This window comes from Streptomyces sp. NPDC088707 (assembly GCF_044752725.1).
Classification (GTDB): Bacteria; Actinomycetota; Actinomycetes; order Streptomycetales; family Streptomycetaceae; genus Streptomyces.
The window spans coordinates 1010267-1027242 of record NZ_JBIVLV010000001.1 but is presented as its reverse complement, the minus strand read 5'-3'; the positions used below and the strand labels follow the sequence as shown (position 1 = coordinate 1027242).

The window sequence follows — 16976 nt, the reverse complement described above, 5'->3', positions numbered from 1 at the left end:
CACGTTCAAGTGCTGGGGTGACACGGTCGGCGGCCCCCGGCTTGCGGGGCCCCGCGCACTGCGACAGACATGAAGGACTGGCCGGAACCGGGCGCCGTGGCCCGGGGAGAGAAAGCGGGAGAACCAGGTGCGCTCACCCCTCTGCCGGACGCGGCGAACCCCCACCGCCCCCGGCGCGACCCACCCGACCGCTCCCGACCCGACCGCTCCCCGCGCGCCCGACCCGGCCGCCCCCCGAGCCGGCGTCGCCCGTTCCGCGCTCGCGGCGCTCGCCGCGTCGCTCCTCCTCGCGGGGTGCACCTCCGTCTGGGAGGGGTCACGGGGCGGCGCCCAGCCCGCCGCGGCCGACTCGACGCAGGACGTCCTCCTCCAGCCGCTCGCCGCCCAGGGCCCCGACCCCTTCACCGAGTCCTCGGCCCGCCCGGCCGCGCGGCTGTCCGCCCCGGCCAGGGGCCCGGACGCCGACGGCACGCAGATCCGTGAGGTCACCGGCTCCACCCCCGGCCTCTACGGCGGCACGCGCGCCGAGGGCAGCTGCGACGTCGAGCGGCAGGTCGCGTCCCTCTCCGCCGACCAGGACAGGACCCGCGCCTTCGCCGAGGCCGCCGGGATCCCCGACACCGACCTCGCCGACTGGCTGCGCGGGCTGACCCCCGTCGTCCTGCGCTCGGACACCCGGGTCACCAACCACGGCTTCAGCGAAGGCAGGGCCAACGCCTTCCAGTCCGTCCTCCAGACCGGTACGGCGGTCCTCGTCGACCAGTACGGCTCCCCGCGCGTCCGCTGCGCCTGCGGCAACCCGCTCCGCACCCCGTCCGCGGCCCGGGACGGCATCCACCAGGGCGAACCCTGGGACGGCTTCGACCCCGACCGCGTGATCGTCGTCCGGCCGACCACCACCGTCGTCACCAGCCTGTTCATCGTCAACAACGCCGACCGCAGCTGGATCGAGCGGGCCACCGGCAGCGACGGGGCCGAGGACCGCAAACCCGCCGTGGAACCCGACTGCGACCCGGACGCGTGCGCCCTCGCCGAGGCGACGCCCGACGGCGCCACACCCGACCCGAGCGCCCCGGGCCGCCGTCCGCCGTCCGACCCCGCCTCCCCGGACAGCCCCTCCCGGCCCGTCCCGTCCGCTCCGATCCCCCCGGCCCCGGAGAGCCCGCTGCCCGACGGGACCGGTGGCACCGGCACCGACCCGAGCCCCGTCGACCCCGACCCCTACCCCGTGCCCGACGAGGATCCGTACCAGGAACCGGACACGCACCCCGCAGACCCCTTCGCGGAGCCCCCGGGCGAGCCCACCGTCCCGGACGGCGAACTGCCGCCCGAGGAGCTCTTCCCCGCCCGACCGGTCCCGGATCAGCCCGAGACCTTCGAGGGATGAAACGGATCTTCATGGTGCGCACGGGCGGGGCTGCGCCTAGCGTGGCCCCATGAACGCGGGCAACGGGGGAGGGGATGCGGTCGAGCGGCTCAGCCGCGCCCTGGAGGGGACGGACGCCGGGAGGGCCCGGATCCTGGCCGAGTTCGGAACGGCCTTCCGGATGGGCGGTTTCGACTGGGATCTCGTCGACGGCACGATGACCATGGACGAGGCCGCCCTCGACGTCTTCGACATGGACCGCGCCGAGTACGACGACCACCCCGAATCGCTCGGCTCGCGGGTCCTGCCGGACGAGGCCCGCCGCCTCGACACCCTGGTCACGCAGGCGCTCAAGGACGGCAGCGCGGAGTACGGCGCGTACTTCCGCATCCGCCGCCGGGACGGCGTGCACCAGTGGACCCACACCCAGGGGATCGTCCACCGCGACGACAGCGGCCGACCGGTCCGCATCGTCGGTGTCGTCCGGGACGCCACCCACGAACTCACCGAGTCCGCCGCCCGGCTCGGTCTCGACGAGGGGCGGCGCCGGCGCGCCGGGGTCGTCGAGGGCACCACGGCCGCCCTCGCCTACGCGCGGACCGTGCAGGACGTCATCGACCTGCTCAACGACTCCCACGCGCTGGAGCACTTCGGCGCCGCGAGCCTCGTCATGGGCCTCCTCGATGCCGGCCGCATCCATCTGGTCGCCGAGGGTCCCGACGGCGCGTTCGTGCCGGGCACCCGGTTCACCCGGGTGGACGAGCCGTACCCGATGAGCGAGGTGATCCGCACCCTGCGGCCGCGGTTCATCGAGTCGCCCCGGGACTTCGCCGAGTCCTTCCCGGTGCTCTGGCCGCACATCAGCGGACTCGGCATCACCGCCGCCGTCTATCTGCCGCTCATCGCCCAGGCCCGTCCCATCGGCGCGCTCGGGCTCCTCTACAGCGACAAGACGGGCTTCAGCGAGGACGAGCGGACCCTGCTCGTCGCCCTCGGCAGCAGCATCGCCCAGAGCCTCCAGCGGGCCATGCTGTACGAGCAGGAGCACGACCTCGCCGAGGGGCTCCAGCAGGCGATGCTGCCCCGCCGCATCCCCGAGGTGCCGGGCGCCCAGACGGCCGTCCGCTACCGTTCGGCCCGCCTCGGCCGGGACATCGGCGGCGACTGGTACGACATCATCGCGCTCCCCGGCGGCCGGGTCGGCGCCGTCATCGGGGACGTACAGGGTCACGACACCCACGCGGCGGCCGTCATGGGCCAGCTGAGGATCGTGCTGCGCGCGTACGCCGCCGAGGGGCACACCCCGGCCACGGTGATGGCCCGCGCCTCCGTCTTCCTGCACGAACTCGACACCGAGCGCTTCGCCACCTGCACGTACGCCGAAGTCGACCTCGGCACCGGGGTCGTCCAGGTGGTCCGTGCCGGCCACGTCGACCCGCTGATCCGGGAGCTGGACGGGCGCTGCCGCAGGATCCCCGTGGAGGGCGGACTGCCGCTCGGGCTCTCCGCCGAGTTCGGCCGGCTCGACTACCCGGTGACGACGCTGGAACTGGACCCCGGACAGACGCTCATGCTCTACACCGACGGTCTGGTCGAGAAGCCCGGCTCCGACCTCGACGAAGGCCTCCAGTGGCTCTCCGCCCTCGTCCGGCGCGGGCCCGCCGACCTCCAGGAGCTCGCCGACCACCTGTGCGACGTGGTCGCCGACCGGGGCGGCGAGGACGACGTCGCGATCCTGCTCCTGCGCCGCGAGGCCGCGACCGCCGGCCACGGCGCCGGCCGGTTCCAGCAGCACGTGGCCCAGAACGACCCCGAGGCGCTGAGCTCGGCCCGGCACATGATCAGGGCCGCCGTCCGGGCCTGGGGCGCCGAGGAACGGGCCGACGAGATCGAACTGGTCGCCGACGAGCTCATGACCAACGCGCTGATGCACACCGACGGCGGGGCCATCGTGACCCTGCGGATCCTCGGCGGGCCCGAACGGCGGCTCCGGGTGGAGGTCGAGGACCGCTCCAGCGCGCTGCCCCGGCGCCGCGAGGCGGGGGAGGCGGGCGTCTCCGGGCGCGGACTGCTGCTCGTCGACCAGATCTCCGACGTCTGGGGAGTGGAGTCGCGGGGGAGCGGCAAGTGCGTGTGGTGCGAATTCACCGTGCAGAACTGAGCCCGTCACAGAGAGGTGCGACTGTTGACGGAAGGGCGCGACTGTTGACAGAGCGTGCACCGATCGTCCTTGACCGTAACTGTCGGTACGCGATTGACTTCGTGTTCCCGGCTCTCCGCGCAGCATGTACGTGAGGACACGAGTGAGCAGCGAGCTACTGGCACCGCTAGACCTGGCCTTCTGGCACCTGGAATCCACCGCGCACCCCCTGCACCTCGGGGCGCTCGCCCATTTCGGTCCAGCCCCGACGTCCGGCGGTCAGGAACCGCCGGACATCCTCGGCCTGCTCGCCCGCCGCGCCGCCGCCGTCCCCAGGCTCCGGATGCGCGTCCGCGACGTCCTGCTCCCCGTCGGCGGCGCCGCCTGGAGCGCCGACCCCGACTTCGACGTACGCCGGCACGTCCACGAGGTCGCCCTCCCCGGCGCCGACTTCCCCGCCGAGGCCGCCCGCCTCGCCGCCGAACTCATGGAACGGCCCGTCGCCCGCGGCCTGCCGCCCTGGGAGATGTACCTGCTCAGCGGCGCACCCGACGGCTCCTTCGCCGTCCTCGTGAAACTCCACCACGCCCTCGCCGACGGCATGCGCGCGGTCGCCATCGGCGCCGGCATCTTCGACGAGATCGCCGCGGGCCGCCGCACCGCCGGCCGCGCCCGCCCCGTGCCCCCGCGCTCCTGGCTCCCCGGGCCCGGACGGCTCATCGGCATGGCCCGCGACCGGCTCGGCGACCTCGGCCGGGCCGTCGAGGTCGGCGCCTCCGTCGTCCGCGCCAGCCGCCTCGACGGACGGCCCACCGCCGCTCTCGCCGCCGAGTCCAGCGGCACCCGCCGGATCGCCACCGCCTCGCTGCCCCTGGAGCGGGTCCACCGGATCCGCCGCACCACCGGCGGCACCGCCAACGACGTCCTCCTCGCCCTCGTCGCAGGGGCGCTGCGCCGCTGGTTCGACGGGCGCGGGCCGGCCCTCCCCGGAGCCGACCTCCGGGCTCTCGTCCCCGTCTCCCGGCGCCGCCCCGGCACCCCGCCCGGCCCCGGCAACAGCCTCTCCGGCTACCTCCTCGACCTGCCCGTCACCGAGGCCGACCCGGCGACCCGGCTGGCCGCGGTCCGGAGCGCCATGGACCGCAACAAGGCCGCAGGCCCCCTCAGGGGCGCCGGGGCCGTCGCCCTCCTCGCCGACCAACTGCCGCCGCTCGCCCACCGCTTCGGCGCCCCGTTCGCCGCCGGCGCCGCCCGGCTCCTGTTCGATCTGCTGGTCACCCAGGTGCCGCTGCCCCGCTCCGCGCTCTCCCTGGGCGGGGCGCCGCTGCGCGCGCTGTTCCCCATGGCCCCGCTGGCCCGCGGCCAGTCCCTCGCGGTCGCCATGTCCCCGTACGGCGGCCAGGTCCACATCGGCCTCGTCGCCGACGGCGAGGCCGTCCCCGACCTCGACGCGCTGGCCGAGGCCCTGACGGCCGAACTCGACCTCCTGGACCCGCCGCAGACCCCGTAGCCCCGCCGTCCGCGCGGTACGGGGCCGTGCCCGGCGGACCCACGCGGGTGAGGTCGTGTCGGGGCGGGCCTTCGTGGGACGGACGAGATGCTCCTCGGCCTTCCCGCCGGCGCAGGGGGCGCGACCGTACCCGAGGCGCCCCGAGGGCGTCCGGCGAGCGGCCCCGCCACCGGTGCGGCAGGGTGGGACCATGCCCGAACTCCCCGAGGTGGAAGCGCTCCGCGTGTTCCTCGACACGCACCTGGTGGGCAAGGAGATCGCCCGCATGCTGCCCGTCGCGATCAGCGTCCTCAAGACGTACGACCCGCCCCTGAGCGCCGTCGAGGGCGCCGAGGTCACCGCGGTCGGACGGCACGGGAAGTTCCTCGACCTCACCGCCACGGGCCCCGCCGGCGAGCTGCACCTGCTGATCCACCTCGCCCGCGCGGGCTGGCTCCGCTGGCAGGACACGCTGCCTTCGGGGCCGCCCAAGCCGGGCAAGGGCCCGCTGGCGCTGCGGACCGCGCTCACCGGCGGCGACGGCTTCGATCTCACCGAGGCGGGCACCACCAAACGCCTCGCCGTGTACGTGGTGCGCGATCCGCAGGAGGTGCCGGGTGTCGCGCGCCTCGGACCCGACCCGCTCGCCGAGGACTTCGGTCCCGAGGAGTTCGCCGCCCTGCTCTCCGGCGAACGGCGCCAGATCAAGGGCGCCCTGCGCGACCAGAGCCTCATCGCCGGCATCGGCAACGCGTACAGCGACGAGATCCTCCACGCCGCGAAGATGTCCCCCTTCAAACCCACCCAGAACCTCACCGCGGACGAGACCGCCGCCCTCTACACGGCGATGCGGACCACCCTTCACGAGGCGGTCGAACGCTCCCACGGCCTCGCCGCCGGCAGGCTCAAGGCCGAGAAGAAGAGCGGCCTGCGCGTCCACGGCCGCACCGGCCAACCCTGCCCCGTGTGCGGGGACACCATCCGCGAGGTCTCCTTCAGCGACTCCTCCCTCCAGTACTGCCCCACCTGCCAGACCGGCGGCCGACCGCTCGCCGACCGCCGTCTGTCCAAGCTCCTCAAGTAGCCCGAGGCCGCGGAGGCGCTCGCCGCCCCCGTTACACTCCGCCGCATGCTGCGCGTACTGGCCGTCGACGACGAGGAACCCGCCCTCGGGGAGCTGCTCTATCTGCTGCGCGCCGACCCCCGCGTGCGCTCCGCCGAGGGAGCGGGGGACGCCACCGCGGCCCTCCGCAGGATCGGGCGGGCCCTGGAGGCCGGGCCGGACGGCGACGACACCGTCGACGTCGTCTTCCTCGACATCCACATGCCCGGCCTCACCGGACTCGACGTGGCCCGCCTGCTCGCCGGCTTCGCCCGCCCGCCGCTCGTCGTCTTCGTCACCGCCCACGAGGGCTTCGCGCTCCAGGCCTTCGACCTGAAGGCGGTCGACTACGTCCTGAAGCCCGTCCGGCGCGAGCGCCTCGCCGAGGCCGTCCGCCGCGTCCACGACCTCGTGCACGCCACCGCCGTCCCGGCCGGTCCGACCGCACCCGCCGTGCCCGAGCAGATCCCCGTCGAACTCGGCGGCATCACCCGGTTCGTCCCGGTCGACGACATCGTCTACGTCGAGGCCCACGGCGACTACGCCCGCCTCCACACCGACCAGGGCAGCCACCTCGTCCGCATCCCGCTCTCCACCCTCGAGGAGCGGTGGGCGGCCCGGGGCTTCGTCCGCATCCACCGCAGCCATCTCGTGGCGCTCGCCCGGATCGACGAGCTCCGCCTCGACGGCGGCGCCACCTCCGTACGGGTCGGCGACACCGACCTGGCGGTCAGCCGGCGGCACGCCCGCCCCCTGCGCGACCTGCTGATGCGCCGCGCCGGCGGCTGAGGCCGAGCTGCGCAAGCCCCCTACCGCGGGTGCTCCCACCTGCGTAGACTCCACGCGACCCGGGCCCCGGTGGCCGCTCCTTCCGACCGATGCGGACGACGATGTCCGAGCAGCACCCTCCCTCGTCCTCCGGCCGGGGGGACCCCCAGCGCCGCCCCCGCCGCGAGACCGTCACGTACGCCTCCGCGCACGGCGCCGGGACGACCGTGCCGGGCCCCGCCCGGCGCCGGCCCGTCCATCCGCCGGCGCGCTCCGAGATCGACGAGCAGACAACCCTCGGCCACACCTACGTCCGCTCCCTGATGCGCAGCCAGCTGCGTGCCGCGCTCACCGCCCTGGGCGCGCTCGCGCTGCTCGTCGGCCCGCTGCCGCTGCTCCTCGCCCTGCCCGCCCCCGAGGCCTTCGTCTGGCTCGCCCTCGGTGTCGGGGTGTACCCCGTCGTCTGGGGGATCGCCCACTGGTACGTACGGCGCGCCGAACGCAACGAGCGCGACTTCACCGGCCTCGTCGAACGCTGATCCACCCCGTGAACCAGACCTACGCCGTCGCAGCCGTCACCGCGGTCGTCCTCGCCACCGTCCTCATCGGCGCCCTCGGCCTGCGGATCTCCCGGACGACCTCCGACTTCTACGTGGCCTCGCGCACCGTCCGGCCAGGCCTCAACGCCGCCGCCATCAGCGGCGAGTACCTCTCCGCCGCCTCCTTCCTCGGCATCGCCGGGCTCGTCCTCGTCCAGGGCCCCGCGATGCTCTGGTACCCGGTCGGCTACACCGCCGGCTACCTCGTGCTGCTGGTCCTCGTCGCCGCCCCGCTGCGCCGCTCCGGGGCGTACACCCTCTCCGACTTCGCCGAGGCCCGCCTCGAATCCCCGCAGGTGCGCCGTCTCGCCAGCCTCTTCGTCGTCGGCATCGGCTGGCTCTATCTGCTGCCCCAACTCCAGGGCGCCGGGCTCACCCTGGAGATCCTCACGGGCGCCCCCGACTGGGTCGGCGGGCTGCTCGTCGCCCTCGTCGTCACGGGCACGGTCGCCGCGGGCGGCATGCGCAGCATCACCTTCGTACAAGCCTTCCAGTACTGGCTGAAGCTGACCGCCCTGCTCGTCCCCGTCCTCTTCCTGCTCGCCGCCTGGTACGGCGACGGGGCACCCCGGGCTCGTTTCGACGCCCCCGCCGTGCTGCGCGGTCACACCGTCGTCACAGTGGCCGACACGGTACGGATCGGGCTCGACGACCCGCTCACCGTCACGGTCACCGGCAGCGTCGACTCGGTCCCGTACGAGAGGCGGACCGTGACCCTGGTCCCCGGCACCCATCACGTCACCGGCGGCACGACCCTCGCCTTCGCGCCGGGAGCGGCACTCCCCGAGAGGGTCGCCGGCGGCGCGGACCCGCCCGCGTCCTCCGGCCGGGGGGACTCCCGTCTCGATCCGCTCGGCTGGTCGCAGCCGCTGGCCGGCGGCCGAGACGGACACCAGCTGTACGCCACGTACGGACTGATCCTCGCGACCTTCCTCGGCACCATGGGCCTGCCGCACGTCGCCGTCCGCTTCTACACCAGCCCGCACGGCCGGGCGGCCCGCCGCACCACCCTCGTCGTGCTCGGACTCGTCGGCGCCTTCTACCTGCTGCCGCCGCTCTACGGCGCCCTCGGCCGGATCTACGCCCCCGAGCTCGCGCTCACGGGCTCCGCCGACGCCGCCGTGCTCGTGCTGCCGGACCGCATCCTGGGCGGGCTGCTCGGCGACCTCCTGGGCGCGCTCCTCGCGGGCGGAGCCTTCGCCGCCTTCCTCTCCACCGCCTCGGGGCTCACCATGTCCGTCGCCGGAGTCCTCACCCAGGACGTCCTGCCGTCCCGGGGCGTACGGCACTTCCGTCTCGCGACCCTGCTCGCCACCGCCGTACCGCTGGTCGTGGGCGTGTTCGCCTCGAAGGTGCCGGTCGCCGACGCCGTCGGCCTCGCGTTCGCCGTCTCCGCCTCCTCCTTCTGCCCGCTGCTCGTGCTCGGCATCTGGTGGCGGCGCCTCACCCCGCCCGGCGCGGCGGCCGGGCTGCTGCTGGGCGGCGGCTCCGCGCTCGCGGCCGTGATGGCGACCCGGGCGGGGCTCGCCCCCGAGGGCTGGCCGCACACCCTGATGGCCTGGCCCGCGGTCTGGTCGGTGCCGCTGGGCTTCCTCAGCATGGTCCTGGTCTCCCTGGCCACACCCCGTCGCGTCCCGCCCGGCACTCCGGCGCTCCTCGCCCGCCTCCATCTGCCGGAGGAGATCACCGGCACCGTGCCCGCCCCCGCCCCGGAGGTCCGCCGATGAGCGGCATCGCCCTCGCCGCCGCGGCCGCCGCCGGTGCCGTGCTGCTCGCCGCGGGCTTCGTCCTCGGGCGGTTCACCGCCCGGCGCGCCGGGCGCGCCGCCGATCCCGACCTCGGCACACCCGTCGAACGGGCCACCTTCCACACCCTGCACACCGCCTCCCTCGCCGCGCCGCCGCTCCGTGCCGGGCTCACGGTGGAGACCGCGCGCAGGGCGGCCGGCACCCTCCGCTCGCTGCTGGGCACCGAGGCGCTCTGTCTGACCGACCGGGGCGCCGTCCTCGCCTGGGACGGGCCGGGCGAGGACCATCACCGGACGCACGTGCCGGAACAGGCCGCCGAGACCCTGGAGACCGGCCGCAGCCGGTCCGTGCACACGGACTGCGCCGACCCCGCGTGCCCGCTGCGCTGGGCGGTGATCGCCCCGCTCACCGGGGAGGACGGGGTGCTGGGCGCGCTCGTCGCCTACGGCTCGCGGGAGTCGGCCGTCCTGGTGCGGGCCGCGACCGAGGTGGCCCGCTGGGCCTCCGTACAGCTGGAGCTCGCCGAACTCGACCGCTCGCGCACCCGCATCGTGGAGGCGGAGATCCGTGCGCTGCGCGCGCAGATCTCCCCGCACTTCATCTTCAACTCCCTCGCCGCCATCGCCTCGTTCGTCCGCACCGACCCGGAACAGGCCCGCGAACTCCTCCTGGAGTTCGCCGACTTCACCCGCTACTCCTTCCGCAAGCATGGCGAGTTCGCCCAGCTCGCCGACGAACTGCGGTCCATCGAGCAGTACTTGGCGCTCGCCGGGGCGCGCTTCGGGGACCGGCTGAAGGTGACGCTGCAGATCGCCCCCGAGGTGCTGCCGGTCACCCTGCCCTTCCTGTGCCTCCAGCCCCTCGTGGAGAACGCCGTGAAACACGGCCTGGAGGACCGGGAGCGGGGCTGCCGGGTCACGATCGCCGCCCGCGACGCGGGCGCGGAGGCCGTGGTGACCGTCGAGGACGACGGCATCGGCATGGACCCGGAGCTGCTGCGCGCGGTCCTGCGCGGAGAGCACCCCGCCGGCTCCGGCATCGGCCTGTCCAACGTGGACGAGCGGCTGCGCCAGGTGTACGGGTCGGAGTACGGCCTGGTCATCGAGACGGGGGTCGGCGCGGGGATGAAGGTGACGGTGCGCATCCCCAAGTACCGCCCCGGCGTCCACCGTTCACCGGCCTGACCGCGTGGAGGCCGGGCAGCCGGGCCGGGTCAGCGCAGGTGCAGCGAGAGATGGGCGAGCGGCAGGCCCAGCTTCCAGGCGGGCAGCCAGATCTGCTCCTCCTCGTCGACCGTGCCGCCGGACTCGTCGTCCGTGCGGCCGTCGAGGTCGGCGGCGCGGACCCAGGTGTCGCGCAGGCGTCGCCACGCGGTCTCCGCGAGTGCCAGGTCGGGGCCGTCGCCGCCGGCCGTGCGGCGCGCCGCGAGCCGTTCCTCGACCCAGGGCGGCCAGGGCCGGTCGTACGCCGTGTGCCGCAGCCACTCGTCGACGCGGCCCGCGGGCCCGCCGCCCACCGGTCCGTCCGGCTCCTCCGAGAGGTGGACGGTGAGGGCGAGCGCCTGGAGGCCCGCCCGGTACTCCAGTGAGCCGGGTGCCACGAGGGCGGCGGCCCGCAGCACCTCGTCGGCCAGGTACTCGGCGCACAGCCAGGCCATCGGGACGGCGAGTTCGCCGCCACTCGTGCCGCCGGCGCCGTTCGTGCTCTCGGGGCGCAACGCTCCCACCTTCTCCCGGACATCGGGGACCCGGACGTGAGGGACCCGGGGAGAGCTTCCTCCGTGGAAGGCGCCCGCGTGTCCCGCTTTGCTCAACTCGCCCGTGTGGTTTCGGATACGTTTCCCGGCCGGATCGGTGCCGGTGGGATTGCTGATGTCCCGGGAGGCGTACGGGGCGGGGGAGGCGTCTCCGGCGGCAGCGGCATCGGCGGCGGCGGGTCGGCACCGGCTCCGCCGGCCGCCGGGGTGGCGGCCGGGAAGTGGCGGCCGGGGAGCGGTGGTTCAGCCGAGGAGCGCGTAGACGGCGGTCGCGTGGGCCGCGGTCTCCTCCGTGCCCTCGGCCGTCATGGTGATGTCGGCGAAGGCCATCCGCTTTCCCGCCTTGGTGAGCCGGGCCCGCACGAGGACGTCGGCGCCGACGACCGCCCGCTGGAAGCTGATCGACTGCTGGACGGTGGTCATGGGCACGAACCCGCCCCGGGCCGCGGCGACCGCGATCACGGTCGCCGTGTCGGCGGCGGCCATCAGGGCCTGCCCGGACAGGCCACCGCCCTCCCGGGCGAGCCGCTCCGACCACGGTAGCCGGAGCGCGGCCCCCTGGTCGTCGACCGATTCGACGGTGAGCCCCAGATCGAGCACCCAGGGGGCGAAGTTGTCGGCGAGGATCTTTTCGGCGGCGGCGATGGTCAGCGTCACAGCGTCATTGTGGGGCCGTGGCACGGGGCCGGGCAACGGCCGCGCGGTGCGGCCGGTAGCCGGGCAGGGACCGGCCCAGCTGCCGCAGGGCGTAGTGGGAGCGGGACTTGACGGTGCCGGCCGGGATGCCGAGGTCGACGGCGGCCTCGTTGACGGTCAGGCCGTGGAAGTAGATCCGGACCAGGACCGCGCGGTGCTCGGGGCTCAGTTCGCGGACGGCCGCCCGTACGTCGAGCGCGGCCTCGGCCGAGGCGGTGGCGTCGTCGGGGTCGGGCGTCACCGCGAGGACGCCGTCCCCGATCTCGGCGGGCCGGGCGAGGCGTGAGCGCCGGGCGTCGATGGCGAGGCGGCGGGCCACGGTGAAGAGCCAGGGGCGCATCGACTCGTACGGGCCGTCGAAGGCCTCGGGGTGGAGCCAGGCCCGTACCAGGGTCTCCTGGACGAGGTCCTCGGCCCGCTGGCGGTCCCCGTAGGTGAGGCCGAGCAGAAAGGAGAGGAGCGCGGGGCCGTGGTCCCGCTGCAGCTCCTCGAGGGTCCGTTCGTCGGTGGTCGCCGTTGTCATGCTCCCCGCCTCTCCTGCGGCTCGTCGTCCGGGGCGTATCGGAACCCATTCGGACGGCGGGGGACAGGGGACGGACATCGGTCTGCGACGAACGGTCGCACCGAGCGGCGAATGGTACGGCGAACGGTCACGGGCCGGTCGACCGGAGCCGTTGCGTCCGTTTCAGCGGGGTTCCTGACGCCCTGCGGCCTTGACCCTTGACTGCGGCTGTCTCGCGGGATCAATTCGTGTGAAGAGATGTTCATCCCATAAATCGGGCGGAGTGCCGACATGACCTCACGCACCAGCCCCGCGGGTGCGGTGGCGCTCGCCGCCGTCCTGCTCGCGGCGGCGACCGGCTGCACCGACCGCAGCGGCGATCCCGCCGGCGGATCCCCCAGCCCCGAGGCCGCCGGCGGACGACCGGGATCCGGGCGGCCCTCCGCCCCCTCCGCCGCACCGGGCGGGGCGTCCGCGCCCGCCGGGTTCACCCTCGTCGCCTCCGGGGACATCCTTCCGCACGACTCGATCATCCGCCGCGCGGCCCAGGACGCGGGCGGCGACGGCTACGACTTCGCCCCCATGTTCTCCGGGGTGAAGTCCGTCGTCTCCCGGGCCGACCTCGCCCTCTGCCACATGGAGACCGTGTACGGGCAGGAGGGCGGCCCCTACACCGGCTACCCCGCCTTCAAGTCGCCGCCCGAGGTCGCCGCCGCGCTCAAGGCCACCGGCTACGACTCCTGCTCCACCGCCTCCAACCACACCCTCGACGACGGAGCGGCGGGCCTCGGCCGCACCCTCGACGCCCTGGACCGCGCAGGTGTCCGTCACGCCGGCTCGGCCCGCACGGCCGAGGAGGCGGCGAAGCCCACGCTGCTCACGGCGGGCGGCGCCACCGTGGCCCAGCTCGCCTACACCTATGACACGAACGGCTACCCGATGCCCGAGGGGCAGCCGTGGGCCGTGCAGAAGCTCGACGAGCAGAAGGTGATCGCCGACGCCCGGGCCGCCCGCGCGGCCGGCGCCGACGTGGTCGTGGTCAGCGTCCACTGGGGCAGCGAGTGGCAGGCCGAACCCGACGAGCGGCAGCTCACGCTCGGCCGGGCGCTCACCGCCTCGCGGAGCGGGGGCCGCCCCGACATCGACCTGATCATCGGGACGCACGCCCATGTCCCGCAGGCGTACGAGAAGGTCAACGGCACCTGGATCATCTACGGGATGGGCGACCAGATCGCCGGGGACATGATCAACCACGAGGGCGCCTACGACCCCCGCGGCAACCAGGGCAGCATCGGCCGTTTCACCTTCGGCCCGCCCAGGACCCCCGGCGGGCGCTGGGAGGTCACCAAGGCCGAGTTCGTCCCCCAGTGGTTCGACACCGGTCGCGGCCGGGTGGTCAACCTCGGCGCCGCCGACGGTGCCGACCCGCGCCTCACCGAGATCCGGGACACCGTCCGGCAGGTGGTCCTCAGCCGCGGCGCGGCCGCGGACGGCCTGGTGATGGGCAGGTAGCCCGCCGCCGACCGCATCGTCCGGTCACGGCAGCGGCCGACCGCATCGTCCGGTCACGGCAGCGGCCGACCCCATCGTCCGGTCACGGCAGCGGCCGGACGGGGGAGCCCGGTCACGGCAGCCGTCGGACGGTCACGGTACGACGGTGACCGGCCAGCGGCCCGCCTTCACGAGCCGGACGGCCACCGAGCCCACGAACCGGTGACCGGCCGACTCGGAGGCGCCCACCACCACGGCGTCCGCTGTCAGCTCCTCCGCCGCCTGGACCAGACCCGCGTAGGCGTCGCCCCGGAAGGTGTGGAACTCCCACCGCATCCGCCAGAGGTCCTTCACGCGCTCGGCGGACGTACGGATCTCGGCGGCCAGGTCCTGGGCGATCTCCTCGGTGGTGCCCGCTGTCGGCGCGCCCATCGCGGCCCCCGCGGTGATCACCGGCTGCACGTAGACGAGCGCGAGCAGGGCGTTCTGCCGCCGTGCGAGCCCGGCCGCGTACGCCGCCGCGCGCAGCGAGGAGTCGGAGCCGTCGATTCCCGCCATGATCACTTTCGGACCGTCGGTACCGCGTTCGAACCGATCGGGCTGCTGTTCGCTCACTCTTCGAGGTTATCGGCTCATCGGGTGCTTTCGACGGGGCGGTCGGTGTCGATGAGCCGCGCGGGTCCTCATCCGTATGAACCATTGGTCATGAAAAATGATCAGATGCCCAAGGGGCGCCGCGCGGTGCTGCGGCTCGCCGCCGCCCTCGGGGCCACCGCCACCGTCGGAGTCATCGCGGCGGACCGGCTCGCGACGCCCGAACGGGCCGGCGGGGCCGCCGCGCCTCCGGCTCCACCGGGCCCCGCCGCCGGCCCGCAGGCGCAGGCCGCCCGGCTGCGCCCCACCGCGTACCGCCTCCAGCCGATGACCGCGTACGCGCCCCCCGCGTACCGGCGGGCCGTGCCGCCGGTCCGCCAGCGGCCCTTCCTCAGCATGTCCGGGGTCGGCCGCTCGATGGTGCTCAGCTTCGACGACGGCCCTGACCCCCGCTACACCCCGGGCATCCTGGAGACCCTGCGCCGCTACGACTGCCGGGCCATGTTCTTCGTCTGCGGCGAGATGGTGGTCGAGAACCCCGACCTGCTGCGGGAGATGGCCGCGGACGGGCATGTCGTCGGCAACCACTCCTGGTCGCATCCGCTCATCCCCAGACTGCGGCCCTCCCGCATCCGCGACGAGCTCGGCTCCACCAGCGAGGTCGTGGAAAGGACCCTGGGTACGGCCCCGCTCTGGTACCGCGCGCCCTACGGGGCCTGGAACCGGCACTCGTTCGAGATCGGGGCCGAGCTCGGCATGGAGCCGCTCGCCTGGACCGTCGACACCCTGGACTGGAAGGAACCCGGCGCCGACACCATCGTCCGCCGGGTCCTCGACGGCGCCGCGCCCGGCGCCGTCGTCCTCTCCCACGACGCCGGCGGCGACCGCGCCCAGAGCGTGACCGCGCTCCGCCGCTATCTGCCCGAACTCCTCGACGCGGGCTACCACATCACCGTCCCCCGGCGCTGACCGCTCCGGTACGGGCGGCACGGGCGCGGTACGGACTCCGGCACGGAGAGGGCCCCGGCACCACCAGGTGCCGGGGCCCTTCGCCGTGCCCCGCTAGCGGGAGCCGATCATCCGCGCGTACACGACGACGTTCCCGTCGTAACCACGCGCCCGCGTGTAGCCGCCACCGCAGGTGATGACCCGGAGCTCGGGCTCGCCCGTGTCGGCGTACACCTGCACGCCGGGGAAGTTGTCCTTCGCGTACACCTCGAGCCCGTAGATCTCGAAGACCGCGATCCGGCCGTCGTACCGCTCGACCTCGATGTGCTGGCCCTTCTCCAGGGAGCCCAGGCCGTAGAAGACCGCGGGTCCCTGGGCGTTGTCGACATGGCCGACGACCACCGCGGTGCCGCGCTGGCCGGGGGAGATGCCGTTCTGGTACCAGCCCGCGAGGTTGGCGTCCTGGGGCGGCGGGGCCGCCACCCAGCCGTCCGGGTCCAGACCCACGTCCATGATCGGGGCCGCGACCTGGATCGCGGGGATCTTGATCCGGGAGGCGGGAGCGAAGGGCAGCGGTTCCAGGCCCTCGGTCGCCCCGTCCGGCGGGGTGACCGGGCGCGCCACCGGACGGGCCGCCGCGGCGGGCTGCGGAGGCCCGTCCGCGAGGTCCACTCCGTTGCGCATCATCGCGATCCCGGACAGCATGGCGAGGGTCAGGACGCCCCAGGGGCGGCGTCTCCTGCGCTGGAAGACGCGGAAGTCCTTCGGGGGCATGGTTCTCCCTTCGTGGCGTCGTCAGAACGGTAAAGGCGACCTGACGGACCGTCGCGCCGGACGGGGCGAACGGGTGGGGGCCGCCCCCGGACGGGTGCCGGAGCGCGGGTGCGGGGGTGCGCCGACGTCCCTCCTGCCCCGCGCGCCCTGGGGCGGCGTGGAGTGCGTCCCGGAGGACGGGCAGCCGACAGGTGGGTGACACGGGGCTGACCCATCCGAGTATTCGTCAGATAAGCAGCTCACTCGGCCCTGACCTGCGGTTCTCCCTCCTCCGATGACCCGATTCCGGGCGTGTCGCCTCACCGGGGTGGACCAGCGCCGAAATGCGCGTCTCGCTCCGTCTTGTGATGGTTCGTCATGGAAGGCGTACTCGTCGACACTCCCGGAGCACCGCTTTGGGGCGTCTTCCACTGGAGGTTCAACCATGCGTGCAGCACGCACTCTGGCGGTGACCGCCACCGCGATCGCGGCGGTCGGCCTCGCGGCCCCCCTTGCCGCCGCCACCTACGGTCCGGGCAACGTCGTCAGCGGTGGCTCCAACAACACCCCGAGCAACGTCACCGTCAGCCCCTTCGAGGTCCACCCGGGGTCGACGCTCACGATCACCGCCAGGGGCTGCAACCGTGGCGGCACGGTCACGTCCAACGCCTTCCCGGACGCCACCCTCTCGGGCGGCAACGGCGTCTCCACCGCCGTCGCCCGCGTCTACAACAACGCCACTCCCGGCAACTACAACCTGGCCGTCAGGTGCAACGGCGGCTCCAACGTGGTCACGGAGCCGTTCCGCGTCCTCCCGGGCCGCGGCGCCCAGGGCGGCCTCGGCGGCTCGTTGGCCCCCAGCTCCACGGAGATGGCCGTCGGCGGAAGCCTGGTCGCCGCAGCCGCGCTCGGCGGCGGGCTCTTCATCGTCCGTCGTCGCCGTATGACCGGCGCGGGGGTCTGACCGGTCGAACCTCCCGGTCGGCCCGCTCCGCCCGTCGCCCCCGAGTCCCGGCAGGGACCC

General features: G+C 74.4%; 16 protein-coding genes. 11 read left to right on the top strand and 5 right to left on the bottom strand.

Annotated elements, in window-relative coordinates:
* The first annotated feature begins 127 nt into the window (after positions 1-127).
* The 8 genes from ACIP84_RS04515 (at position 128) to ACIP84_RS04480 (ending at position 10396) form a co-directional block, all read left to right on the top strand.
* On the top strand, positions 128-1387 hold the full coding sequence (locus tag ACIP84_RS04515) for a DUF6777 domain-containing protein (protein WP_401794371.1): 1260 nt from the start codon (positions 128-130) through the stop codon (positions 1385-1387).
* Between the two features lie 160 nt (positions 1388-1547).
* Entirely contained in the window at positions 1548-3527 is a 1980-nt protein-coding gene (locus tag ACIP84_RS04510; RefSeq protein ID WP_355967736.1) for a SpoIIE family protein phosphatase, read from the top strand.
* Between the two features lie 142 nt (positions 3528-3669).
* Entirely contained in the window at positions 3670-5016 is a 1347-nt protein-coding gene (locus ACIP84_RS04505; RefSeq protein ID WP_401794368.1) for a wax ester/triacylglycerol synthase family O-acyltransferase, read from the top strand.
* Between the two features lie 190 nt (positions 5017-5206).
* The gene (locus ACIP84_RS04500) at positions 5207-6079 is read left to right on the top strand and encodes an Fpg/Nei family DNA glycosylase (RefSeq protein WP_401794365.1); all 873 of its coding nucleotides are present in this window, start codon (positions 5207-5209) and stop codon (positions 6077-6079) included.
* A gap of 45 nt (positions 6080-6124) precedes the next feature.
* A complete protein-coding gene (locus tag ACIP84_RS04495; RefSeq protein WP_401794362.1) occupies positions 6125-6886 on the top strand; it encodes a LytR/AlgR family response regulator transcription factor in 762 nt (253 codons plus the stop codon).
* 101 nt (positions 6887-6987) lie between these two features.
* Positions 6988-7404 carry a hypothetical protein gene (locus ACIP84_RS04490; protein WP_355967711.1) on the top strand — a complete coding sequence of 139 codons (417 nt, stop codon included), beginning with the start codon at positions 6988-6990 and terminating at the stop codon, positions 7402-7404.
* Between the two features lie 8 nt (positions 7405-7412).
* Positions 7413-9191, top strand: a complete 1779-nt coding sequence (locus tag ACIP84_RS04485; RefSeq protein ID WP_401794359.1) for a cation acetate symporter — start codon at positions 7413-7415, stop codon at positions 9189-9191.
* On the top strand, positions 9188-10396 hold the full coding sequence (locus tag ACIP84_RS04480; protein WP_355967713.1) for a histidine kinase: 1209 nt from the start codon (positions 9188-9190) through the stop codon (positions 10394-10396). Before ACIP84_RS04485 ends, ACIP84_RS04480 begins: the two co-directional genes overlap by 4 nt.
* A 29-nt stretch (positions 10397-10425) precedes the next feature.
* On the opposite strand, the gene ACIP84_RS04475 is transcribed toward ACIP84_RS04480, so the two are convergent.
* The 3 genes from ACIP84_RS04475 to ACIP84_RS04465 form a co-directional block, all read right to left on the bottom strand.
* On the bottom strand, positions 10426-10929 hold the full coding sequence (locus ACIP84_RS04475; protein WP_355967714.1) for a hypothetical protein: 504 nt from the start codon (positions 10927-10929) through the stop codon (positions 10426-10428).
* 282 nt (positions 10930-11211) lie between these two features.
* On the bottom strand, positions 11212-11625 hold the full coding sequence (locus tag ACIP84_RS04470; protein ID WP_355967716.1) for a PaaI family thioesterase: 414 nt from the start codon (positions 11623-11625) through the stop codon (positions 11212-11214).
* A gap of 4 nt (positions 11626-11629) precedes the next feature.
* A complete protein-coding gene (locus ACIP84_RS04465; RefSeq protein ID WP_355967718.1) occupies positions 11630-12187 on the bottom strand; it encodes a sigma-70 family RNA polymerase sigma factor in 558 nt (185 codons plus the stop codon).
* A gap of 270 nt (positions 12188-12457) precedes the next feature.
* On the opposite strand from ACIP84_RS04465, the gene ACIP84_RS04460 reads away from it, so the two are divergent.
* Positions 12458-13678 carry a CapA family protein gene (locus ACIP84_RS04460; protein WP_401794354.1) on the top strand — a complete coding sequence of 407 codons (1221 nt, stop codon included), beginning with the start codon at positions 12458-12460 and terminating at the stop codon, positions 13676-13678.
* Positions 13679-13810: 132 nt separating this feature from the next.
* Here ACIP84_RS04460 and ACIP84_RS04455 read toward each other — a convergent pair whose 3' ends face one another.
* On the bottom strand, positions 13811-14272 hold the full coding sequence (locus ACIP84_RS04455; protein WP_401794352.1) for a universal stress protein: 462 nt from the start codon (positions 14270-14272) through the stop codon (positions 13811-13813).
* A 90-nt stretch (positions 14273-14362) separates the two neighbouring features.
* On the opposite strand from ACIP84_RS04455, the gene ACIP84_RS04450 reads away from it, so the two are divergent.
* Complete coding sequence (locus ACIP84_RS04450) at positions 14363-15220, top strand: polysaccharide deacetylase family protein (protein WP_401794350.1); 858 nt, start codon at positions 14363-14365, stop codon at positions 15218-15220.
* A gap of 93 nt (positions 15221-15313) precedes the next feature.
* On the opposite strand, the gene ACIP84_RS04445 is transcribed toward ACIP84_RS04450, so the two are convergent.
* Positions 15314-15973 carry a class F sortase gene (locus ACIP84_RS04445; RefSeq protein WP_355967726.1) on the bottom strand — a complete coding sequence of 220 codons (660 nt, stop codon included), beginning with the start codon at positions 15971-15973 and terminating at the stop codon, positions 15314-15316.
* A gap of 424 nt (positions 15974-16397) precedes the next feature.
* On the opposite strand from ACIP84_RS04445, the gene ACIP84_RS04440 reads away from it, so the two are divergent.
* Positions 16398-16916: a hypothetical protein gene (locus ACIP84_RS04440; RefSeq protein ID WP_355967728.1), complete on the top strand. Its 519-nt coding sequence runs from the start codon at positions 16398-16400 to the stop codon at positions 16914-16916.
* The last annotated feature ends 60 nt before the right edge of the window (positions 16917-16976 follow it).